This window comes from Micromonospora terminaliae, assembly GCF_009671205.1.
Taxonomy (GTDB): domain Bacteria; phylum Actinomycetota; class Actinomycetes; order Mycobacteriales; family Micromonosporaceae; genus Micromonospora; species Micromonospora terminaliae.
Window position 1 is genome coordinate 894,093 of sequence record NZ_CP045309.1, and the last position, 22,082, is coordinate 916,174.

The 22,082-nt window shown below is 71.7% G+C and carries 16 protein-coding genes; 7 read left to right on the forward strand and 9 right to left on the reverse strand.

Annotation, left to right across the window (positions count from 1 at the left end):
- Positions 1-6 precede the first annotated feature (6 nt).
- Positions 7-1,215 (reverse strand): glycogen synthase, encoded by a 1,209-nt coding sequence (gene glgA / locus GCE86_RS04025; RefSeq protein WP_154225664.1) that lies wholly within the window; start codon positions 1,213-1,215, stop codon positions 7-9.
- A gap of 95 nt (positions 1,216-1,310) precedes the next feature.
- Between glgA and glgC the strand changes: the two genes are divergently transcribed.
- Together glgC and pgm are read left to right on the forward strand one after the other, a co-directional pair.
- Positions 1,311-2,543 carry a glucose-1-phosphate adenylyltransferase gene (gene glgC / locus GCE86_RS04030; protein WP_091263386.1) on the forward strand — a complete coding sequence of 411 codons (1,233 nt, stop codon included), beginning with the start codon at positions 1,311-1,313 and terminating at the stop codon, positions 2,541-2,543.
- Positions 2,544-2,574: 31 nt separating this feature from the next.
- Positions 2,575-4,218: a phosphoglucomutase (alpha-D-glucose-1,6-bisphosphate-dependent) gene (gene pgm / locus GCE86_RS04035; RefSeq protein ID WP_154225665.1), complete on the forward strand. Its 1,644-nt coding sequence runs from the start codon at positions 2,575-2,577 to the stop codon at positions 4,216-4,218.
- 9 nt (positions 4,219-4,227) lie between these two features.
- Here pgm and GCE86_RS04040 read toward each other — a convergent pair whose 3' ends face one another.
- Together GCE86_RS04040 and GCE86_RS04045 are read right to left on the reverse strand one after the other, a co-directional pair.
- Positions 4,228-5,151 (reverse strand): NAD(+)/NADH kinase, encoded by a 924-nt coding sequence (locus GCE86_RS04040; RefSeq protein WP_154225666.1) that lies wholly within the window; start codon positions 5,149-5,151, stop codon positions 4,228-4,230.
- Between the two features lie 118 nt (positions 5,152-5,269).
- Entirely contained in the window at positions 5,270-6,442 is a 1,173-nt protein-coding gene (locus tag GCE86_RS04045; protein ID WP_163636935.1) for a glycosyltransferase family 4 protein, read from the reverse strand.
- A 453-nt stretch (positions 6,443-6,895) separates the two neighbouring features.
- Between GCE86_RS04045 and GCE86_RS04050 the strand changes: the two genes are divergently transcribed.
- From GCE86_RS04050 to GCE86_RS04060, 3 genes are all read left to right on the forward strand, one after another.
- The gene (locus GCE86_RS04050; RefSeq protein WP_154225668.1) at positions 6,896-8,428 is read left to right on the forward strand and encodes an O-antigen ligase family protein; all 1,533 of its coding nucleotides are present in this window, start codon (positions 6,896-6,898) and stop codon (positions 8,426-8,428) included.
- 110 nt (positions 8,429-8,538) lie between these two features.
- Positions 8,539-9,936 carry an oligosaccharide flippase family protein gene (locus GCE86_RS04055; protein ID WP_163636933.1) on the forward strand — a complete coding sequence of 466 codons (1,398 nt, stop codon included), beginning with the start codon at positions 8,539-8,541 and terminating at the stop codon, positions 9,934-9,936.
- A gap of 38 nt (positions 9,937-9,974) precedes the next feature.
- Positions 9,975-11,030 carry a glycosyltransferase gene (locus GCE86_RS04060; protein ID WP_154225670.1) on the forward strand — a complete coding sequence of 352 codons (1,056 nt, stop codon included), beginning with the start codon at positions 9,975-9,977 and terminating at the stop codon, positions 11,028-11,030.
- Between the two features lie 148 nt (positions 11,031-11,178).
- Here GCE86_RS04060 and GCE86_RS04065 read toward each other — a convergent pair whose 3' ends face one another.
- Both GCE86_RS04065 and GCE86_RS04070 read right to left on the reverse strand, forming a co-directional pair.
- Positions 11,179-13,065: a nucleoside-diphosphate sugar epimerase/dehydratase gene (locus tag GCE86_RS04065; protein WP_154230323.1), complete on the reverse strand. Its 1,887-nt coding sequence runs from the start codon at positions 13,063-13,065 to the stop codon at positions 11,179-11,181.
- Between the two features lie 148 nt (positions 13,066-13,213).
- Positions 13,214-14,350, reverse strand: coding sequence for a DegT/DnrJ/EryC1/StrS family aminotransferase (locus tag GCE86_RS04070; RefSeq protein WP_244317175.1), 1,137 nt, complete (start codon positions 14,348-14,350; stop codon positions 13,214-13,216).
- A 322-nt stretch (positions 14,351-14,672) separates the two neighbouring features.
- On the opposite strand from GCE86_RS04070, the gene GCE86_RS04075 reads away from it, so the two are divergent.
- On the forward strand, positions 14,673-15,680 hold the full coding sequence (locus GCE86_RS04075; protein WP_154225672.1) for a DUF389 domain-containing protein: 1,008 nt from the start codon (positions 14,673-14,675) through the stop codon (positions 15,678-15,680).
- Here GCE86_RS04075 and GCE86_RS04080 read toward each other — a convergent pair.
- Entirely contained in the window at positions 15,643-16,077 is a 435-nt protein-coding gene (locus tag GCE86_RS04080; protein WP_154225673.1) for a hypothetical protein, read from the reverse strand. The two genes, GCE86_RS04075 and GCE86_RS04080, sit on opposite strands and share 38 nt — an antisense overlap.
- Before the next feature lie 503 nt (positions 16,078-16,580).
- A complete protein-coding gene (locus GCE86_RS04085) occupies positions 16,581-19,094 on the reverse strand; it encodes a Tex family protein (protein ID WP_154225674.1) in 2,514 nt (837 codons plus the stop codon).
- A gap of 153 nt (positions 19,095-19,247) precedes the next feature.
- Between GCE86_RS04085 and GCE86_RS04090 the strand changes: the two genes are divergently transcribed.
- Positions 19,248-20,759, forward strand: a complete 1,512-nt coding sequence (locus GCE86_RS04090; RefSeq protein ID WP_154225675.1) for a deoxyguanosinetriphosphate triphosphohydrolase family protein — start codon at positions 19,248-19,250, stop codon at positions 20,757-20,759.
- Position 20,760: 1 nt separating this feature from the next.
- On the opposite strand, the gene GCE86_RS04095 is transcribed toward GCE86_RS04090, so the two are convergent.
- Positions 20,761-21,405, reverse strand: a complete 645-nt coding sequence (locus tag GCE86_RS04095; RefSeq protein ID WP_154225676.1) for a NeuD/PglB/VioB family sugar acetyltransferase — start codon at positions 21,403-21,405, stop codon at positions 20,761-20,763.
- Positions 21,402-22,046, reverse strand: coding sequence for a sugar transferase (locus GCE86_RS04100; protein WP_154225677.1), 645 nt, complete (start codon positions 22,044-22,046; stop codon positions 21,402-21,404). Before GCE86_RS04100 ends, GCE86_RS04095 begins: the two co-directional genes overlap by 4 nt.
- Between the last annotated feature and the right edge of the window lie 36 nt (positions 22,047-22,082).

The following is a 22,082-nucleotide window of genomic DNA, read 5'->3' on the forward strand; positions in this document are numbered from 1 at the left end:
CTCGGGTCAGCCGGCGGCGCCCACCGACCGGTACACCTCCAGCGTCCGCTGCGCGATGGTGTCCCAGGAGAAGTGTTCGACGGCCCGGCGGCGGCCGGCGAGACCGAACTCCTCGGCCCGCTTCGGGTCGGCGAGCAGGTCGTTGATGGTCGCCGCCAGGTCGGCGACGAAGCGCTCCGGGTCCAGCGGCCGGCCGCTGCCGTCGCCGGCCTGCTCGATGGGGACCAACAGCCCGGTCTCGCCGTCGGCGACCACCTCGGGGATGCCGCCGGTGGCGGTGGCCACCACGGCCGTCTCGCACGCCATCGCCTCCAGGTTGACGATGCCCATGGGCTCGTAGACGGACGGGCAGACGAAGATGGTGGCGTGGGTGAGCACCTGGATCACCTCGTGCTTGGGCAGCATCTCGGCGATCCAGATCACGCCCGAGCGGCCGGCCCGCAGCTCGGCGACCAGGCCCTCCACCTCGGCCGCGATCTCCGGGGTGTCGGGGGCGCCGGCCAGCAGCACGAGCTGGGTGTCGGCCGGCAGCTCCCGGGCCGCCCGCAGCAGGTACGGCAGGCCCTTCTGCCGGGTGATCCGGCCCACGTAGACCACGCTGGGGCGGGCCGGGTCGATGCCGAGCCGGTCCACCACGTCGGTGCCGGGATCCGGGGCGTACTGCGCGGTGTCGATGCCGTTGTAGACGACCCGCACCCGGTCCGGGTTGACCTCCGGGTACGCGGTCAGCACGTCGCGCCGCATCCCCTCGCTCACGGCGATGACCGTGTCGGCGGCCTCGAAGGCGACCCGCTCGCACCACGACGAGAGCGCGTAGCCGCCGCCGAGCTGCTCGGCCTTCCACGGGCGCAGCGGCTCCAGGCTGTGCGCGGTCACCACGTGCGGCACCCCGTGCAGCAGCTTCGCGGTGTGTCCGGCCAGGTTGGCGTACCAGGTGTGGCTGTGCACGACGTCGGTGCCGGCCGTGCCGGCGGCCATCTCCAGGTCGACGCCCATGGTGCGCAGCGCGGGGTTCGCGCCGGCCAGCGCCGCGGGCTCGGCGTACGCCGTGACGCCCGGCTCGTCGCGGGGCCCGCCGAAGCAGTGCACGCGCACGTCGGCGAGGCGCCGCAGCTCGCGCGCCAGGTACTCGACGTGCACCCCGGCGCCGCCGTAGACCTCCGGCGGGTACTCCCGGGTCAGCAGGTCGACGCGCAGCCGTGCGGAATCGCTCATGCCCGGCACCCTAGCGCGGTTTCGCGCCCCGCACCGGGTGCGGAAACGTGCCCGTACGAGTGGTGAAGTCGGTGCGGTATGGATAGCGTCTGAGCATGGCTGCCAAGGTGCTCGCGATCGTCCTGGCCGGCGGGGAGGGCAAGCGCCTGATGCCCCTCACCACCGACCGGGCGAAGCCGGCCGTCCCCTTCGGCGGGATGTACCGCATGGTCGACTTCGTCCTCTCCAACCTGGCGAACGCCGGCTATCTCAAGATCGTCGTGCTGACCCAGTACAAGTCCCACTCGCTGGACCGCCACATCACCCAGACCTGGCGGATGTCGACGATGCTCGGCAACTACGTCACCCCGGTGCCGGCGCAGCAGCGCCGCGGCCCGTGGTGGTTCGCCGGCTCGGCCGACGCGATCTACCAGAGCTTCAACCTCATCAACGACGAGCAGCCCGACCACGTGATCGTCTTCGGCGCCGACCACATCTACCGGATGGACCCGCGGCAGATGGTGGAGGACCACATCGCCTCCGGCGCCGCCGTGACCGTGGCCGGCATCCGGCAGCCGCTGTCGATGGCCGACCAGTTCGGCGTCATCGAGGTCGGCGAGGACGGCAGGCGGATCCGGGCGTTCCGCGAGAAGCCCACCGACGCCGTGGGGCTGCCCGACGCGCCCGACCAGATCTACGCCTCGATGGGCAACTACGTCTTCAGCACGAAGGCGCTGTGCGAGGCCGTCGAGCGCGACGCCGAGGACAAGACCAGCAAGCACGACATGGGCGGCAGCATCATCCCGATGCTGGTCGAGCGCGGCGAGGCGAACGTCTACGACTTCAAGGACAACGAGGTGCCCGGCAGCACCGACCGGGACCGCGGCTACTGGCGCGACGTGGGGACGCTCGACTCCTTCTACGACGCCCACATGGACCTCATCAACGTGCACCCGGTGTTCAACCTCTACAACTTCGACTGGCCGATCTACAGCATGCAGCCGCCGTACCCGCCGGCGAAGTTCGTCCACCAGTGGGGCGAGCGGGTCGGCCGGGCGGTCGGCTCGATGGTCTCGCCAGGCGCGGTGATCTCCGGCTCGCTGGTGGAGAACTCGATCGTCTCGCCGAAGGTGAAGGTGCACTCCTGGGCGCACGTCGACGGCGCGGTGCTCATGGAGGGCGTCGAGATTGGCCGGCACGCCGTGGTCCGGCGGGCCATCCTGGACAAGAACGTCTACGTTCCGGAGGGCGCCGAGATCGGCGTCGACCTGGAGAAGGACCGCCAGCGCTACACCGTCTCCGACAACGGCATCGTCGTCATCGGCAAGGGCCAGCGCGTCGAGGCCTGATCCACCCGCACCAGCTCAGGAGGTTCCCACCGTGGCCCACCCCCGTGCCGGCCAGCCCGCCGAGCCCGCCGACCTCGTCGACGTGCCCCGGCTGGTCACCGCCTACTACGCCGGGCACCCGGACCCGGGCGACCCGGCGCAGCAGGTCTCCTTCGGCACGTCCGGGCACCGCGGGTCGAGCCTGCGCAACGCCTTCAACGAGGACCACATCCTCGCCGTCACCCAGGCGCTCTGCGACTACCGCCGGGAGCAGGGCCTCGACGGGCCGCTCTTCCTGGCCCGGGACACCCACGCGCTCTCCGCGCCGGCCGAGGCCAGCGCGCTGGAGGTGCTCGCCGCCAACGACGTCACCGTCCTGGTGGACAGCCGCGACGGCTACACCCCCACCCCGGCGCTGTCGCACGCCGTCCTCACCCACAACCGGGGGCGCACCGCCGGGCTCGCCGACGGCATCGTGATCACCCCGTCGCACAACCCGCCGGACGACGGCGGCTTCAAGTACAACCCCACCCACGGCGGGCCCGCCGACAGCGACGTCACGAAGTGGATCCAGGACCGCGCGAACAGCATCCTCGCCGCCGGGCTCAAGGAGGTGAAGCGCATCCCGTACGCGCGGGCGCGCGCCGCCGACACCACGGGGGAGTACGACTTCCTGGCCCGCTACGTCGACGACCTGCCCGCCGCGCTGGACATCGACGCGATCCGGGACGCCGGGGTGCGCATCGGCGCCGACCCGATGGGCGGGGCGAGCGTGGCGTACTGGGGCGAGATCGCCGACCGGCACCGCCTCGACCTCACGGTGATCAACCCGACGGTCGACCCGACCTGGCGGTTCATGACCCTCGACGGGGACGGCAAGATCCGGATGGACTGCTCCTCGCCGAACGCCATGGCCTCGCTGATCGCCGCCCGCGACCGGTTCCAGATCTCGACGGGCAACGACGCCGACGCCGACCGGCACGGCATCGTCACGCCCGACGGCGGCCTCATGAACCCCAACCACTACCTGGCCGTGGCCATCCGCCACCTCTTCCGTACCCGGGAGCAGTGGGGGCCGGCGGCGGCCGTTGGCAAGACCCTGGTCTCCTCCTCGATGATCGACCGGGTCGCCGCCGACCTGGGCCGGCCGTTGCTCGAGGTGCCGGTCGGCTTCAAGTGGTTCGTGCCCGGCCTGCTCGACGGGGCGGTCGGCTTCGGCGGCGAGGAGAGCGCCGGCGCCTCCTTCCTGCGCCGCGACGGCGGCACCTGGACCACCGACAAGGACGGCATCCTGCTCTGCCTGCTCGCCTCCGAGATCGTCGCCACCACCGGGCGGACGCCGAGCGAGCACTGGGCCGAGCTGGCCGAGCGCTTCGGCGCGCCCGCGTACGCCCGGATCGACGCCCCGGCCAGCCGTGAGGAGAAGGCGGTGCTGGCCAAACTGTCGCCCGAGCAGGTCACCGCGACCGAACTGGCCGGCGAGCCGATCACCGCGACCCTGACCACGGCGCCCGGCAACGGCGCGCCGATCGGCGGGCTCAAGGTCAGCACGGCGTCCGGCTGGTTCGCGGCCCGGCCGTCCGGCACGGAGGACGTCTACAAGATCTACGCCGAGTCGTTCCAGGGCCCGGAGCACCTCACCCGGATCCAGGAGGAGGCGCGGGCGCTGGTCTCGGAGGTGCTGAGCAAGGCCTGACCCCGCCGGTCAGCAGGGCGGTTCCAGCTCCCGCTGGTCACGCTCCCGCCGCAGCTCCTCGGGCAGCAGCTCGCGGAGCTGGTCGGGCAGGAAGGGCAGGTCGAGCAGGCTCAGCTTCAACTGGTTGCGCTCCTGGTAGCGCTGCGGGTCGAAGCGGACCACCCGGCCGGCGTCCCGCCGGTAGCGGATCTCCACCGCGCCCTCGGTCGCCGCCTCCTTGATCACCAGCCCGTCCATCTCGACGGCCACCGCCGCCGTCTGCGGCCGGAGGTCCAGCCGGATGCTCTCCGACGGGGCGAGCACCACCGACCGGGAGATGCCCGCCATCGGCGACGACGGGGTCACCACGACGGCGTCCGCCGCCGGCGAGATCAGCGGCCCGCCCGCCGCGTAGCTGTACGCGGTCGAGCCGGTCGGCGTGCTGACCACCAGCGCGTCGCAGCGGTAGTAGCCGTACCGCTGGCCGTCGACGGCCAGGGTGGCGGTGACGAACCCGGAGCCGGGCTGGCGCACCAGCGCGATGTCGTTGAACGCCACCACGTCGTCGCCGCACACGTCGCAGGCGAGACAGGCGTGCGACTCGACGGTGAAGTCCTTCGACGCCAGCCGGCTCAGCGCCTCCGGCAGGTCCGGCGGCTCGACCTCGACCAGGAAGCCGAGCCGGCCCAGGTGCACGCCGAGCACCGGCTTCGGGTCGCGTACCGCCAGGCGCAGCGCGCCCAGCATCGTGCCGTCACCGCCGATGCTGATGAGGGCGTCGGCGCGCACGGCCAGCTCGTCGGCGGGGACCGGCTCGACGCAGGACGGCACCCGGTGCTCGTCCTCGGCCCGGACCAGCAGCGTCTTGCGGTGGCGCGACGCCCACCGCTCGATGATCCCGACCACCTCGGAGACGTCCCGGGTGGGGTGCAGCACCAGACCCAGCCCCGCCACCCGTACAGCTCACCACATCCCGGGGCGGTCGGCGGGGCGTACGGGCAGGGGAGTGCCGCCGGCCTGCCTGCCGGGGCTCACAGGTCGCACGTCTCGAACGAGGTCGCCACCGACGCGTTCACTGTCGGGCGGGCAGCACCGAATCGAGTACGCGTTGGAGCCGTCCGGCCATCACGGTCCTCGATCTGTTCTCTTGGATGTACCGCCGGCCGCGTCGGCCCATCTCGCGCAATGAGCTGCTGTCGAGTTCGGTGATCTTCCTGATCCCGGCGACCAGGTCCGAAGAATCGACCGCCATCCCGGCCCCGGTCTCGTAGACGATGTCGTGGGGGTCGCCCGGACAGTTGGTGACCACCGGCAGGCCGGCGGCCAGGTAGTCGTACAGTTTGTTCGGGCTGGCGCCGTGCCTGAACACGGCAGCGTCCGCGAGCACGTGGATGCCGACGTCGGCGGCTCCGATGATGCCGGCCAATTCACGCTTCGGAATCATGTCGAGAAAATGAACGTTGGTCAGGCCCTCGCCGGTGGCCCGTTCGACAAGTCGGGGTTTCTCGATTCCGTCGCCGATGAGTGCGAAGGTGTGGTCGGGGAGTTCGGCGGCCGCGTCGAGGAGTGCGTCCAATCCGTTGGCGGGGCCGTGTGCGCCGGTATACACGAACAGCTTTCCGTGTACGGGGAGTCGGTCGCGCAGCGGGCGGCAGTCGTCGGGACGTAGGTCGAAGTCCGCAGGCTCCGCACCGTTGCTCACCCACTCGACCTTGGCGCGTTCGATGCCCAGCGCAGCAAGGTACTCGTGCCATCCGGCAGCCACGATCACAATCCGGTCGGCGCGGCGGTAGAGCCACACCTCCAGAGCCTTGAGTGCTCGATGGGTCAGCGATCCGGGCCGGAGGTGACCGAGGTCCACCATGGAATCGGGCCACAGGTCCCGGATCTCCAGCACGAATCGAGCCCGCCGCATCCGGGCTGCGAGCCAACCGGCGACCGGTGTCAGGATGTGGGGGGAGGATGCGTAGACCACATCGACCTGGCCTGGGCGGAAAGCCGTGGCGAGAGCCCCCAGGCAGTAGGTGAGCCAGTTCAGCACACGCCGGTGGTTGTTGCCCTCGTAATCCGACACGCGTACGCGCTTGAAGTGCTTTTGATCGGCCTCGACCCGTTGGCGCGAGTAATAGTCGCGATCACCCGTCACTATCAGATAATCCCAACCATCGAGGCGACCGAACAACTCGATGTGCCGGGTCCCCCCGGGCTCGGAGAGTGGCTTCGCGTACTGGTTGAACACGAGCACGCGACGAGTGCGAGCTGTTGCGGCCAACGGTCTTCCTTTCCTGCGCGGACAGAATCCGCTTCCCTTCGGCTTGCCGAACCACTACGTGCCGCACCCTTTTGCGGACAGTCAATTTCTACCGAGCGATCGTGTGGCCGGGATCTGGTTCACGTTTGGCGAGGAGAAATGACTTTCTCTTCCGTTCTGTCGTCCGGTCGCGGTCGGCCCGACGGTCCGCCGTTACTGGTGCTGCCGAGGACTCCTCCCACGAATAACGCCCGTTTGTGCGGGAGGTAACCTCGCGGGCTTCCGGTCGTTGAGTCGAATGGCCTTGCCATAAGCGGTGGATGCGTGGGCACCCGAAGGTGTGCCCACGCTCATTGCTGTACGAGTGGCCGCACTGCCGTCGTCAGGACGGGCGAGGCGGTGCCGGGCGACGGTGGACACCAGATCTGACCGGCGGAGGGAGATGTCGTGCGAGGGGTTCGTTTCTCCGGGACTTCGCACGGTCAGTGGCGCTTCGACGCGGCCGGTGGTCGCCCCGGTCCCACCGGGCACTTCGCGCCGCTCTCACCGGTGCCGGGCCCCATGGGCCTCGGGGCCCTGGAAGGCCACACGCCGGCACGTGGCTTGCTCACGCCGGTCGCGCTCCTGATGTTCCCGGCGCTGGCAGCGTTGGGGCGCTACGCGACCGCCGACCTGTCTCCCGCGATCTTTCCGAACTTCTACGTGCTGCTGTGCGCTCTCACCGTCCTGCCGGCGCTGGCCGGCCTCCTCAGGTCCGGCGCTTCGCGTCGGGCCGTGCCGACGGCCTTCCTGATCCTGGTACTGCTGTGGGTGCTGTGGGCGCCCCTCACCCTGGTCTGGGCCCCCGATGTCAGCTTCGGCGTGAACCGGATCTCACTCGCCTCCGCGGCGCTCGTCAGTGGCCTGTGTGTGCTCGGACTGGCCGCCGCCACGTCGAACGGTCTGCACATCCTCAGGATGGGCTGGACGCTGGCGTTCGTGGTGACCGGCGCCGTAGCCCTGTGGGAGTTGGACACGGGCCGGCACCTCGACACCAATCAGGCGGTGGTGCAGTCCAGCATCCACGTCGTCGCCAGCACCTTCTACAACCCCAACAACTACGCGGGTTTCCTCCTCGCCTGCCTGCCATTCCTGATCTGGAACGCCATCGTCGCGAGAGCCGCCTGGTCGCGGTATCTCCACATCGCGCTGGTCGCGGGGTGGTGGGTGCTCATCGCGGCCACGCAGAGCCGGACCGGCATCGTCGGTGCCGTCGTCGCGGCGCCGCTGCTCGTCTACTGGTTGATCCGATCGGCGATGCTCAGACGGCGTCAGATCGCCCTGCCACTCATGCTCCTTGCCTTCGGTGTGGTCGCCGGCCTGTCGTTCCTGCCCCTGGCAGCGCTGGGGCAGCAGGCCCTGACGGACCTGCAATCGCAGTTCACGCCCGGTGACGGCATCAGCGCCTCGGACCAGGCGAGGCTGAACCTGACCATGCTCGGCTGGCGGATGTTCCTCGATTCGTGGATGCTCGGCCACGGCGCCGGAGCGTTCGCGAGCAACGCCAGTTACTGGGGCGGGCTCGAACTGTACGGATTGACGAACGCGCACAACGGCATCGTCGAGATCGCGGCGGAATATGGCCTTCCGCTGCTGCTGCCGCTGGTCGCCGTGATCTTCGCGGTGGCGCGCGCGGCGATCGCCCGGCACCCGGCCGCCACCCGCGCCGACCTGCTCGACTTCCGCATGGTGGCCGTGCTGGGGCTGAGCGCGGTCGTGGCGAGCAACCTGGTCGCGAGTTCCATCCTGTTGTCGCCCTGGTGGTGGCTGCTGCTCGGCCAACTGGCGGCGCAGGCGTGGCTGCTGCCGCGGCAGTGGATCGACGCGGAGCGGACGCGCGCGGAGGCCGTGAACGGCCGCGGCCGCCACCGGATCCGGACGGGTGGCGGCCCGCCCGATCCCCGAAGGCCGTTCGCGGATGCCCGGGTGGCGGGCTACTAGACGTGGCCCCGCCCTCTCTCCGCCGACGGCGTGCGGCTCCCTTCTTTCGACACATCTCGTTTCTGGCGGTCGGCACCGTCGTGTCCCAGGCGACCCTCGTCGGAGCCTCGGTGCTGCTGGCAAGGCTCTACACACCGCACGAGTTCGGCGAGTTCGCAGTGGCGCTCTCGTTCGCGACGATCCTCGCCGCGCTCGCCACGCTGCGGCTGGAGATGGCGGTACCGCTCGCCGAGGACGAGCGGGAGGCCAGGGCCGTCGCGGCCAGCGCCTTGTTCTTCGCCGTGGTGGTCTCGCTGGGGCTGCTGGTGGTGCTGGTGGCCCATCGCGCGGTGACCGGCCACACCTGGTCAGCCCTCGGAGCCGGCAGCTCCATCTGGCTGGTTCCCTTCGCGGTGGCAGCGCTGGGCGCGCTCGCTACGGTGCGGATGCTCCAGAGCCGCCGGGAGAACTTCCGGGCGGTCAGCCTCTCCCGGGTGACCGCGTCCGTCGTGCAGAGCGTGGGCCAGCTCGCGGCCAGCCCACTGGGCTCACTCGGGTTGTCTGCGGGATTCGTCGTCGGCACCGTCTGGAACGCGGTGTCCCTCACGCGCCGCTCCGGCCTCCGTGGAACGTCGTGGGCACAAGGCCGCCTGGCGGCGGCGAAGTGGCGCCGTCTCTCCCTGTTCCTGCTGGTACCCAGCGTCCTGAACACGGCGACAGTCGGCGCGGTCGCGCCTGCTGTCGCACTCTTCTACGGAGTGGCCAGCTCCGGCCTGTTCACCTTCTCCGCGCGGGTGCTCGCGTTGCCCGCCACGATCATCGGACAGGCCGTCAGCACGGCCTTCTTCCCGAAAGTCGCCGAGCTGGAGCGCAGGGGAGCGCTCCTGACATCCTCGATACACCGGGCGGTCACCGGGCTGGCGATGGTGTCCGCCCCCATCTTCGGCCTGGTCGTGCTGGCCGGCCCGGAGCTGTTCGGCCTCGTCTTCGGCCCCGAGTGGCGTGCGGCGGGCGAGATATCGGCCGTGCTTGCGCCCTGGCTGGCCCTGGCCTTCATCTCGTCACCGCTCAGCACACTCATGACCGTCAAGAACCAGCTGCGCCGACTGCTCGTCCTCTCGATCATCGAGGCCTCGCTGCGGCTGGGATCGCTCTCGGTCGGGCTGATCGACGGGCGGGCGATGACGGGGTTCATCGCCTACTCGCTGTCCGGTTGCCTGATCTGTCTGTACTACGTCAGGTGGTCGCTGCGCCTCGCCGGTTCGAGCCTGCGCGGTTGGCTGCGGACGGTTCGCGGATACCTGCTGGTGATCGGCGGAGCGTACCCCGCATTGCTGGCCACCAAGGGCAGCCTGCCGATCAGGTGGTTCGGCGTGCTCACCGCGGCGCTCACGCTGCTGCTGTTCGGCTGGACGGCGGTATGGCTCTACCGGCATGCGCTGGTCCGGGCCGCGCCCCCGGCCGAGTATCACGCCGCGCCGCCGGCGGAACTCGCGACACACGGCTCCGGGGCAGGAACGGCGCGATGACTGCTTCCTGCGCAAGCTCGGACACCTCAGGGGAGAGCATGGGTCATCGGCGGGAACCAGCCGACCGAAGGCTGGCAATCGGGCCGGCGAACTTCGCCGAGCAGGCATACCAGTGGGCACGGGCGGTCGAGCGGCACCTGGAGCTACCGGCCGTCTCGTTCGCTCTCAAACCGGTGCCACTGCGCGGGAGAGGGTTCCAGTTCTCAGCGCACCATCGCATTCCCCATCCCCGGCTGATGACGCCGTGGGGCCGCGCGGTGCGTCTCAACCGGATCCTGCACGGCGCAACCCACCTCGCGGTCGACGGCTTCATCCCGCTGCACCGGGCCGGTATCGCGGCCGACCTTGCCCGGGCGTCGCGGCAGGGCATCCGGATGGCCCTCATCGCGCACGGCAGCGACATCCGCGACCCGGACGCGCACATGGCTCGGTTCGGTTTCTCGTACTACGCTTCGGCGCCGAACGAGTGGGTCGACAAGCTGCGCCGCCGTTCACGCCGGAACCGATCGATCGCGGTCGCACTCGCGCTCCCGCTCTTCGTCAGCACCCCGGACCTGCTTCTGGACGTCCCCGAGGCCACCTGGCTGCCGCTGTCGGTGGATGTCGAGCGGTGGCAGGCGGCGCACCCGGCGCTCGGGGGCGGAACGCCCACGGTCCTGCATCGCCCCAGCTACAGCAAGCCGCCGATCAAGGGCACCGATGTGATCGACCCGGTTCTCCGTAATCTGGCGGCGCTCGGACGAATTCGCTACCTGGCACCGGAGCACGTGTCGCACGACGCGATGCCGGAGCTGGTAGGGCAGGCGGACATTGTCGTGGACCAGATTCGCACCGGCTCGTACGGGGTCGCGGCGGTCGAGGGACTCGCTGCCGGACGGCTCGTCATCGGCTTCCTCGGTCCGGCGACGCGCGCACTCATGCCCGAGGAGCCGCCCATCGTGGACGCCTCGCCGGAGCGCTTCGCCGCAGTGATGAACGGGATCCTGGACGACCCGGAGACGTTCTCCGAGCGAGCGGCGGCCGGCCCCGGCTTTGTGCGGAGGTGGCACGACGGCGCCGCGTCCGCCGCTGCCCTGAAGTCTTTCCTCGCCTGAGACTGACCGCGGGTCTCTGGCCCCGCTTCACCATCGGCCGTCTTGCGACGGGCGGGTACCGGTGCCATCGACAACAGCAGGGGGCAGCACCTGGCCGGTGCCGCCCCCTGCGTCGCTCGTCTGCCGACCGGCTCGTCCCGGACCCGGTTCAGCGCTCAGCGGTCAACGACGACAGATGCACGCTGACCGGCTCGGTACCCACGGACTCGACCGGCTGGGCAGCGAGCAGCGCGAGCTGTTCGACAATCTCGGCGGGCTCGGCGTACGGGTCGAGTCCGCTCACCTCCATCGGGTCCAGTGCCGGCACGGCGACGTGGGAGACGAGGGGGTGGAACGGCCGGCTGTCCACTTCGCCGGTGCCGAGCAGATCCTCGTGCAGCTTCTCGCCCGGGCGCAGGCCCGTATAGACGATCGGGACCGAGCTGGACGCCTGCTCGGCCATCTGGCGGGCCAGCTCGACGATCCGCACCGGCTCTCCCATGTCGAGCACGAGAGCTTCCCCGTTCCGCCCGATCGCGGCGGCCTGGAGGACCAGGTGCACCGCTTCCTGAACGGTCATCAGGTAGCGGGTCACGTCCGGGTGCGTGACGGTGAGCGGCGCCCCGGCCTCGATCTGCCGTTGGAACGCCGTCACCACCGAGCCGCGACTGCTCAGTACGTTGCCGAAGCGGACGCTGAGGAAGGTGCCGGGAAACCGGGAGGCGGCGTGCGCGGTCAGTCGCTCGGTGATCCGTTTCGAGTAGCCGAGCACGCTGATCGGGTCGGCGGCCTTGTCGGTGGAGATGTTGACGAACATTCCCACGTCCTGGCAGGCGTCCAGCACGGACAGGGTGCCCCAGACGTTGGTCTTGACGGCCTCACCGGGATGCCGCTCGAGCAGGGTCAGGTGCTTCAGAGCCGCCGCATGGAAGATGACCTCGGGGCGACGCTCCCGGATGATCCGCCGGATGGCCTCGTCGTCACGCAGGTCCGCGAGAATCAACTCCGGCCCGTCGAGCAGCGCGCGTCCGGAGAGCGACATCTGGAGACTGTGCAGCGCGGATTCGTCGCGGTCCAGCATCATCAGCTCGCCGGGGTCCGCCTTCATCACCTGCCGGCAGAGCTCGGAGCCGATGGAACCGCCGGCGCCGGTCACCAGGATTCGTCGCCCGGTCAGCCCGGTGGCGCTGATCGGTAGGTCGCCGGTGACCTGGCGGCGACCCAGCAGGTCGCTGATCTGCACGTCCCGGACTGCGGTCACGGTGATCCGGTGGTCGACCAGGTCCCGCACAGGCGGTAGCACCTTGAACGCCGCGCCGGTCTGGAGAGTGGCTTCCCGGATCTCGCGAATCAGGCCGGAGGGAGCGTTTGCCACCGAGCAGATGACGGTGGTGGCGCCGGTGCGCTGGACGGCCGCGGCGATGTCAAGGCGGCCCCCGAGCACCCGAACGCCGCCGATCCGCAGATCGTGCTTGTCCGGGTCGTCGTCCAGCGCTCCGACCGGCAGGTAACGGCCGCGGGGATCGCTCAGCATGGCCCGCAACAGTCCCTGGCCGGCGTCCCCGAGGCCGAACAGCAGCACGGGCGTGGAGGACCGGACGTCCGGACGCATCGCGAGATCGTGTCGGTGCCGGTAGGCGAACCGCGCACCGAGCATGAACAGGAGGGCCAGGGCACCGCCGACCAACGGAGTGCTCGCCGGCACCGGTCGGTCGGCGAAGGGCAGCAGGCTGAGCAGCACGATCGCGACCGTCGTGATCGTGCTGCCGGCGACTCCCTGCACCTCCTGCAGGCTGCCCAACGGATGACGTCCGGAGTAGAGCCGACGCAGTGAGGCCACCGCCACGTGCACGACCGCGGCTCCGCCTCCGATGATCGCCGCCCGGCTGAGCAGGCCGGGAGGAAGAGCGAACTCGTACCTGCTCCAGACGGCTGCGATGTAGCCGCCGACCCAGGCGGTGGTGTCGGTGGCGAGGAAACCCACGGTACGGAGCCGGGCTCTCACCCGACGCGTCCGCTGCTCCTTGCGATCCGTGCTCACTGTGTCCTGCGCCATGTGGTGGCTCCCCTGTCGCGTGTGCTGCCGCTTCCGCCCGATGGCCGAAGGAGACTCGACCTCGTTGTCCTTGTTACAGGCAGATTCGTGCCTGATGGCCGTTTTGAGGATTATCGAGAATTTTGCCTCCCAGCGATCAGTGGCCGCGTCACGCGGACAACGCTGGGGCCCGGGTGGCCAGGAACTCGTCGATCGCACCCAGCACCGTGGTGATCTGCCGCTCCGTGAGGGCGCTGCTGCTGGGCAGCGTCAGCCCTTCGGCGAAGAGCTCGTCGGCGGCACCGGTGAGAAGGCTCTCCGAGCCGGCGTACGCCGGCTGCCGGTGCATCGGTTTCCACACCGGTCGCGTCTCGATCTCCTGGTTGCGGAGGTGCGCGGCCAGGTCGGCGGCACGCCAACCGGCCCGGCCGGGGTGAACCCGGATCACGGTCAGCCAGCAGTTCGACTGCTCGTCCTCGCTGCCGAGCAGCTCGACCCCGGGCACCGGGGCGAAAAGCTTCGCGTACCGGTCCCGCAGCTGGCGGCGCCGGCCGATCATCCCGCTCAGTCGGACCAGCTGCGCCCGGCCCAGGGCGGCGAGCAGGTTGCTGAGCCGGTAGTTGTAGCCGGTCTCCAGGTGCTCGTAGTGCGGCGTGGCCTCGCGCGCCTGCGTGGCCAGGTGTCGTGCGCGGGCCAGCAGCGACACGTCGTCGGAGACGAGCATGCCGCCCCCGGAGGTGGTCATGATCTTGTTGCCGTTGAACGAGAGCGCGCCGGCCTGTCCGAACGAGCCCGCCGCCCGGCCCTGGTGCATCGCACCGAGCGCCTCTGCGGCGTCCTCCACCACCGGCACCTCCGCCTCGGCGCAGATGGGCAGGAGAGCCGTGTAGTCCACGCAGGTGCCGAACATGTCCACCGGAACCACCGCGCCGACCCGCTCGCCCCGGCGGCGTAGCTGACGCAGCAGCTCCGCGAGCAGCGGGACGTCGACATTTCCGGTACGCACGTCACAGTCGACGAAGACCGGCCGCGCCCCGGTGTACCGGACGGCGTTCGCGGTCGCGACGAACGTCAGCGTCGGCACGACGACCACGTCGCCAGGTCCGACGCCGACTCCGAGCAGGGCCAGGTGCAGCGCCGCCGTACCCGAGCTCACCGCTACCGCGCCGCGCGTGCCGACCCGGGCCGAGACCTCGGACTCGAATGCCTCCAGGTCAGGGCCCGTGGGCGCCACCCAGCCGGAGCGCAGGGCGGCGATCAGGTACGACTCCTCGAGCGGGCCCACGTCGGGCGCGGAGAGGTACACCAAGGACTTCGTGTCCGGGCGATCCGACCCGGTATCCGGACGAAGCGGGCCCTCGGTTGCCAACCGTTCAGGAAGTGGCACTTCCTACCTCCCGCGCAATCGCCGAACGGAGAAAGGGATTCGCGTGCCCTGCAGGTAGGAACTACGCAAACAGGACGGGTGGGCGGTGATCCCGCCAGATCAACCGTTCAGGGCACGGAGAGGACACGGGTGACCGCACTCGTACCGCGCCGTCGAGTCGTCGTCCGGGCGGGATCCGTCCCGCGGGCTACCGCCCCCAGTAGAGTGCTCGCGGCCGCCCCGGCAGACGATGGAGGAGAGCGTGCTGCACCTGCGGATCATCGCACCGGCCGACCGCTCGCCCGCGGTCGTCGACCTGCTGTCCGCCGATCCCGGCGTCACGCACCTCGTGGTGCTGGCCGGGGCCGCCCGCCAGCCGGCCGGGGACTACGTCACCTGTGACGTGGTGCGGGAGAGCGCCGACGGCGTGCTGCGCAAGCTCCAGGACCTGGGCGTCGAAGCGCACGGGGCGATCGCCGCCGACGACGTCGAGCTGACCCTGTCCGCGGCGGCGGACAAGGCCGCGGAGGACGCCCCTGGGCACGGCGAGGACGCCGTGGTCTGGGACGAGATCGCCGCGAAGACCGGGGAGCAGACCGTGCTCACCGGCACCTTCCTGGCGCTGATCACCGTCGCCACCATGATCGCCGGCATCGGCGTGCTCCTCGACCAGCCCATCCTGATCGTCGGCGCCATGGTGGTCGGCCCGGAGTTCGGGCCGCTCGCCGCGCTCTGCGTGGCGCTCCTGCGCCGGCAGCCGCACGTCATCGGCCGCTCGGTGCAGGCCCTCGTGGTCGGCTTCCTCGCCGCCATGCTGGTCACCGTCCTCAGCACCTGGGCACTCACCGCCGCCGGGCTGGTCAGCCGGGACATGCTGCTGGCCGACCGGCCGCTCACCGACTTCATCTGGCGCCCGGACGCGCTGTCCTGGGTGGTCGGCGTGCTCGCCGGGATCGCCGGCATGCTCTCGCTGACCTCGAAGAAGTCCGGCTCGCTGGTCGGCGTGCTGATCTCGGTCACCACCGTGCCGGCGGCAGCGAACGTGGCGGTCGCCGCGGCCTACGGCGTCTGGCACGAGGCGGCGGGGTCCGCCCTCCAGCTCGTGATCAACCTGGCCGCCATCGTGCTGGCCGGCCTGCTCACCCTGGTCGTGCAGCTCTTCTGGTGGCGACGGGTGGAGCGGCGGTCCACGCGCAGCGTGCCGCGGCAGCGGGCCGACCGGGCGGCCCGGGTCAGCGCCAGTCGTCGCCCGCCTCGAGACGCAGGCTGAGCAGCGTCGCCAGCGGTACCGACTCGCCGTCCCGGCCGCCCCGCCCCACCACCAGCGGCGGCGGCGCGGGCTCCGGGTCGGCCCCGAACAGCCGCGACCGCAGGCTCGGCGGCACCGCGAGCAGGTAGAAACGGCCCTCGGTGTCCACCGCCCGGCTGTGCGCCCGGTCCACGTACCAGCCGGTGATCCGCGTGCGGTACCGGCCGCGCCCGTCGTAGCCGGCCGCCGTCAGCCGCTCGGTGCGCAGCCCACGCCGCAGCGCCTCGGCCGCGAAGCGGGCCACCAGCTCCGCGGCCTCCGCCTGCTCGGCGGCGCGCTGCCGGGCGTCGGCCGCCGCGTGCGCCCGCACCGCGCGGCGCTGCCGCTCCCGCCACTCCAGGCCGTCGTCCCCACCCACCCCGCGAGGGTACGCGGCCAGCCCGCGCCACCCCCTCGACGCTTCCACGGGGCCATCCTCGGTGCCGCTGTCGAGCTGAGTCGCCGGCGACGTCAGGCAGCGACTCGGCCCTGCGCTCCCGCTGGTCGCGCAGGGTTGGGCGCCCAAGGCACCCAGATCTTGGACGGTTGCCGTTCGAGACGAACGACAACTGCCCAAATCTCAAGGGGAGCGCCAACCGCTCGCGCGGCGGGGTGCGGTGTCGAGCTGAGTCGTTTATGACATCAGCTCGACAGCCTCGCGCAACCTGAGTCCGGGCTGGCGCGATGCTGTCGGCTGAGTCGTTTGGGACATCAGCTCGACAGCGTGGCGCAGGCCCAGGCCCAGGCCCGGCGCGCAGCGATGCTGTGGGCTGTGTTGTTTGGGACGTCAGCTCGACAGCATCGCGCAACCGCAGGCCCAAGCCCGCGCGATGCTGTCGGGCTGAGTCGTCTGGGACGTCAGCTCGACAGCGTCGCGCAACCTCAGGCCAGGCCGGCGCGCCGCAGCGCGTCCGCCATGGCGCTGTTGGCCGGGGCCGGAGCGCCTCCGCGGCCCTGCCGCTGCTGCGGCCCGCCGCGCGAGCCACCCCGGTCGCCGCGCTCGTCACGGCCGCCGCGCGGCCCGCCGCCCTGGCCACCACCGCCCTGACCACCACGCTGGCCGCCACCGCGCCGGCCGCCGCCGCCCTGACCGTCGCCGCGCTGGCCGCCCCGATCGTCGCCCCGGCCGCCACGTTGGCCGGCACCCGGGCCGCCCGAGCCGGTGCCGCGGTCGCGGCGGCCGTCGCCACCCTGCGGGCGCCCGGCGGGGGCCTCGTCGTCCAGCCGAAGCGTCAGTGAGATTCGCTTGCGGGGCACGTCGACGTCGAGCACCCGGACCCGGACCACGTCGCCGGACTTCACCACGTCGCGGGGGTCCTTCACGAAGGTGTGCGACATGGCGGACACGTGGACCAGGCCGTCCTGGTGCACGCCCACGTCGACGAACGCGCCGAACGCCGCCACGTTGGTAACCACGCCCTCCAGCACCATTCCCGGCGTGAGGTCGCTGATCTTCTCGACGCCCTCCACGAAGGTGGCCGTCCGGAACTCGGGGCGCGGGTCCCGGCCGGGCTTCTCCAGCTCGGCGAGGATGTCGGTGACGGTGGGCAGGCCGAAGGTGTCGTCGACGAACTCGGTCGCCCGGAGGCCGCGCAGGATGGCCGACTTCCCGATGAGCGCGCGCAGGTCCTGGCCGGTGTGGGCGAGGATCCGGCGCACCACCGGGTACGCCTCGGGGTGCACGCTGGAGGAGTCGAGCGGGTCGTCGCCGCCGGGGATGCGCAGGAAGCCGGCACACTGCTCGAACGCCTTCGGCCCGAGCCGGGCCACCTTCTTCAGCTCGGCCCGGGTGCGGAACGGCCCGTTGGCGTCCCGGTGCAGCACGATGTTCTCGGCCAGCCCGGCGCCGATGCCGGAGACCCGCGTGAGCAGCGGCGCCGAGGCGGTGTTGACGTCGACGCCGACCGCGTTGACGCAGTCCTCGACCACCGCGTCGAGGGAGCGGGACAGCTTCACCTCGGACAGGTCGTGCTGGTACTGCCCGACGCCGATCGAGCGCGGGTCGATCTTCACGAGCTCGGCGAGCGGGTCCTGGAGGCGGCGGGCGATGGAGACCGCGCCGCGCAGCGACACGTCGAGCCCGGGCAGCTCCTGCGACGCGTACGCGGACGCGGAGTAGACCGACGCGCCGGCCTCGGAGACGACCACCTTGGTGAGCTTCAGCTCCGGATGCCGCTTGATCAGGTCGCCGGCGAGCTTGTCGGTCTCCCGGCTGGCGGTGCCGTTGCCGATGGCGACCAGCTCGACGCCGTGCGCCGCGGCCAGGGTCGCCAGCGTGTGCACCGAGGCGTCCCACTGCCGGCGCGGCTCGTGCGGGTAGATCGTGTCGGTGGCGACGACCTTGCCCGTGGCGTCGACCACGGCCACCTTCACGCCGGTGCGCAGGCCCGGGTCGAGGCCCATGGTGGGGCGGGCGCCGGCCGGCGCGGCGAGCAGCAGGTCGCGCAGGTTGGTGGCGAAGACCCGGACGGCCTCCTCCTCGGCCGCCTGCCAGAGCCGCAGCCGCAGGTCGGCGCCGAGGTGGATGAGGATTCGGGTACGCCAGGCCCAGCGCACCGTGTCGCTCAGCCACCGGTCGGCGGGCCGCCCCTGGTCGCTGACCCCGAACCGGCCGGCGATGGCCGCCTCGTAGCGGGTGGGGCCGGTGACCACGGCGTCGGAGTCGCCCTCGGCCTCCGGGTCCATGGTCAGGTCGAGCACGCCCTCCTTCTCACCCCGGAACATGGCGAGGATCCGGTGCGAGGGGAGCTTCGGGTACGGCTCCGCGAAGTCGAAGTAGTCGGCGAACTTGGCGCCGGTCGTCTCCTGGCCCTCGCGTACCCGGGAGACCAGCCGGCCGCGCGACCACATCTGCTCGCGTAGCGTGCCGATGAGGTCGGCGTCCTCGGCGAACCGCTCGACGAGGATGGCCCGGGCGCCGTCGAGCGCGGCGGCGGCGTCGGCGACCCCCTTGTCGGCGTCGACGTAGCCGGCGGCGGTGTTCCGGGGATCGCGCGACGGGTCAGCCAGCAGCGCGTCGGCGAGCGGCTCCAGCCCCGCCTCACGGGCGATCTGGGCCCGGGTGCGCCGCTTCGGCTTGTAGGGCAGGTAGATGTCCTCCAGCCGGGACTTCGAGTCGGCCGCCAGGATCTGCGCTTCCAGGGCCTCGTCGAGCTTGCCCTGGCCGCGGATGGACTCCAGCACCGCGGCGCGCCGCTCGTCCAGCTCGCGCAGGTAGCGCAGCCGCTCCTCCAGGGTGCGCAGTTGCGCGTCGTCGAGCAGGCCGGTGGCCTCCTTGCGGTAGCGGGCGATGAACGGCACGGTGGCGCCGCCGTCGAGCAGCTCGACGGCCGCCCGCACCTGGCGTTCGGCGACGCCGAGCTCCTCGGCGATCCGCTGGTGCACAGACTGGGTCACGATCTGATCCGCCTTCTCGGGTGGGTTCGGCAGCCATTGTGCCGGTCGCGCCCCGGCCGTCCGCGCGGCACCCGCCGCGCCCCACCCGCCCAGCCGCCCCATCGGGCGACAGGAGCATCGCGACCGGGTGCACCCTGCGCTAGCGTGGCGATCATGGAACTACCTGCGGACCCGCGGGCCCGGCGGCTCTTCGGCGGCAGCGCCCGGGCCCTCGGCGACCTCGCCGTCAGCCCGTTCCGGGCCGACCGGGACCGCATCGTGGGGTCGCCCTTCTTCGCCCGGCTGAACGGGGTGACCCAGGTGATCAGCCCGGGCGGGTCGGGGCTGCTCGTGCACAACCGGCTCACCCACAGCCTCAAGGTGGCCCAGGTGGCCCGGGCGGTCGCCGAGCGGCTGAGCGCCGACCCGGCGCACCGGGACCTGCTGGAGAAGCTGGGCGGCTGCGACCCGGACGTGGTGGAGGCCGCCGCGCTCGCCCACGACCTCGGCCACCCGCCGTTCGGGCACCTGGGGGAGCGGGTGCTGGACCGGCTGGCCCGCCAGCGGCTCGGGCTGGCCGACGGCTTCGAGGGCAACGCCCAGTCGTACCGGATCGTCACGAGCACCGAGATCCGCGGCGCGGCGACCACCGGCCTGGACCTGACGGCGGCGGTCCGGGCGGCGATGCTGAAGTACCCGTGGACCCGGCTGGACCACCCGGATCCGCACCCGCGGCACCTGGACCCGGCGCCGCGCGGCGCGGCCGCCCCGCCGGACGACCCGGACAGCGGCTCGGCGAAGTTCGGCGCGTACCGGACCGAGCTGGACGACCTGCGGCAGGCCCGGGAGCCGTTCGCCGGCCGGATCCCGGACTGGCAGCAGACCCCCGAGGCGTCGATCATGGACACGGCTGACGACATCGCGTACGCCATCCACGACGTGGAGGACTTCTACCGGGTCGGTGTGCTCCAGCAGGGTGCGGTGGCCGCCGAGCTGATGGCCTGGCAGCGCGAGTGCGGGCACTTCCGGGCGATCACCGCTGCGGCGCTGGCCGCGGCGGGCCGGCGCCCGGGTGCGGCGATCGAACGGCTGCGCCGCCAGTTGCACCGCAAGGACGCCTGGATCGCCGACGACGAGGCCTTCGCCGCCGCCGTCGAGCACGTCCGGGAGGAACTCGTGGAGGGGCTGCTGGCGCTGCCCTTCGACGGCTCGATCGAGGCCGAGCAGTACGTGGCGCGGTTCTCCGCCCGCTGGTCCACCCGGTTCGTCGACGCCATCACGGTGACCCCGGAGCCGGACATCCGTTCCGGGTACGTGCTGCTGGCCAAGCCGCAGTGGCACGAGGTGCAGGTGCTCAAGTTCGTGCACCACCGGTTCGTGCTGGCCCGGCCGGACCTGGCCCTGCACCAGCGGGGCCAGGCGCGGCTGCTCGGCACCCTGGTGGAGGCGTTGTGGGAGTGGCTGCTCGACCCGGAGGAGGAGTCCCGGCTGCCGCGCCGGCTGCACGACCTGGTCGAGCTGGCCGAGGCCGAGCTGCACCCGCGTACCCCGGACCGGATCGGCCGGGCCCGGGGCCGGGCGATCGTCGACTTCGTCGCGCAGCTCACCGACGGGCAGGCGGTGGCGATGCTGGACGCGCTCTCCGGCCGCTCCGGAGCCCTCTGGACCGACGCCTTCGTGCTCTGACTCAGCGGGCCGGCACGCCCTTGACCACGGTGCCCGGCGGCACGTCGCGCACCACGCAGGCGCCCGCGCCGACCGTCGCGCCGGCTCCGACGCGCAGCCCGGGCAGGACCACCGCACCGGCGCCGATCAGCGCGGCGGTGTCCAGGTCGCAGTCGCCGGAGACGGCGGCGAGCGGGTGCAGCGAGACGTAGTCGCCGACCACGCAGTCGTGCGCGAGGGTGGCGTTCTGGTTCACGTGCAGGTGCCGGCCGGCGGTGACGTTGGTGGTGATCCGGCCGCCGGCGAAGACCACCAGACCCTCGGCCGCGACCAGGTCGGACCCGACCGTGGCGTCCGGGTGCACCAGGCTTGCCACGGGCCGGCCGAGCGCGTCGACCCGCGCGCCGACCGCCTGCCGGACACGCGGGTCGCCCAGGCCGAGCACGACGTGGGTCTCCGGGGGCAACTGGCTGAGCGCGGCCAGGGTCCCGAGGTACGGAGTGCCGCCCGCCTCGGCCCGCTTGCGGTTGCGCTCCGAGGGGTTGTCGTCGACGAAGCCCACCAGCCGCCAGGGCGGCCGGGCCGCGGTGTCGTTGACGGCCGCCACGAGTTGGGCGATCTCCCGGCCGTGGCCGCCGCAGCCGACGACGACGAGGTCGAGGCTCACCGCGCGCCACTCCCGGCGGCCGCCGGAACCGGCTGCTCCGCGGCGGTGGGACCCCGGAACTCGTGGGCGGTGACGCTGCCCGGGGCGCTGATGCCCTGCCGACGCAGCACGGCCACCGCGGTGCGGGCCAGGATGCGCAGGTCGAGCAGGATGCCGCGGTCGTCGACGTACCGGAGGTCGTAGGCGAACTTCTCGTCCCAGTCGAGTTCGTTACGCCCGTTGACCTGGGCGAGCCCGGTGAGACCAGGCCGGACGTCGTGCCGGCGGAACTGTTCGGGCGTGTAGCGGAAGCGGTAGCTGGTCGGCAGCGGGCGTGGCCCGACCAGGCTCATGTCGCCCCGGACGATGTTCCAGAGGCTGGGCAGCTCGTCCAGGCTGGTGTCCCGCAGCCAGCGGCCCAGCGGGGTCAGCCGCATCGCGTCGTCGGTGGGGGAGAACCCGCCGGCGCCGGGCGCCATCGACCGGAACTTGAGGATGGTGAACTGCCTGCCGCACCGCCCGATCCGGGCCTGCCGGAACAGCACGGGACGGCCCATGGTGAGCAGCACCGCGACCGACACCGCCGCAAGCAGAGGTGCCGCCACCAGCAGCGCGATCAGGGCCACGGTGAGGTCGACGGCTCGCTTCAGGGCATCTTTCACGCGGAAAGGGTAAACAAATATGCCCTCGAATGACTG

Excerpts from the sequence above, each read along its gene's own strand:
- glgC (WP_091263386.1), top strand. The coding sequence starts at position 1,311 with ATGGCTGCCAAGGTGCTCGCGATCGTCCTGGCCGGCGGGGAGGGCAAG.
- GCE86_RS04065 (WP_154230323.1), bottom strand. The coding sequence starts at position 13,065 with ATGGCGCAGGACACAGTGAGCACGGATCGCAAGGAGCAGCGGACGCGT.
- GCE86_RS04090 (WP_154225675.1), top strand. The coding sequence starts at position 19,248 with ATGGAACTACCTGCGGACCCGCGGGCCCGGCGGCTCTTCGGCGGCAGC.
- GCE86_RS04060 (WP_154225670.1), top strand. The coding sequence starts at position 9,975 with ATGGGTCATCGGCGGGAACCAGCCGACCGAAGGCTGGCAATCGGGCCG.
- glgA (WP_154225664.1), bottom strand. The coding sequence starts at position 1,215 with ATGAGCGATTCCGCACGGCTGCGCGTCGACCTGCTGACCCGGGAGTAC.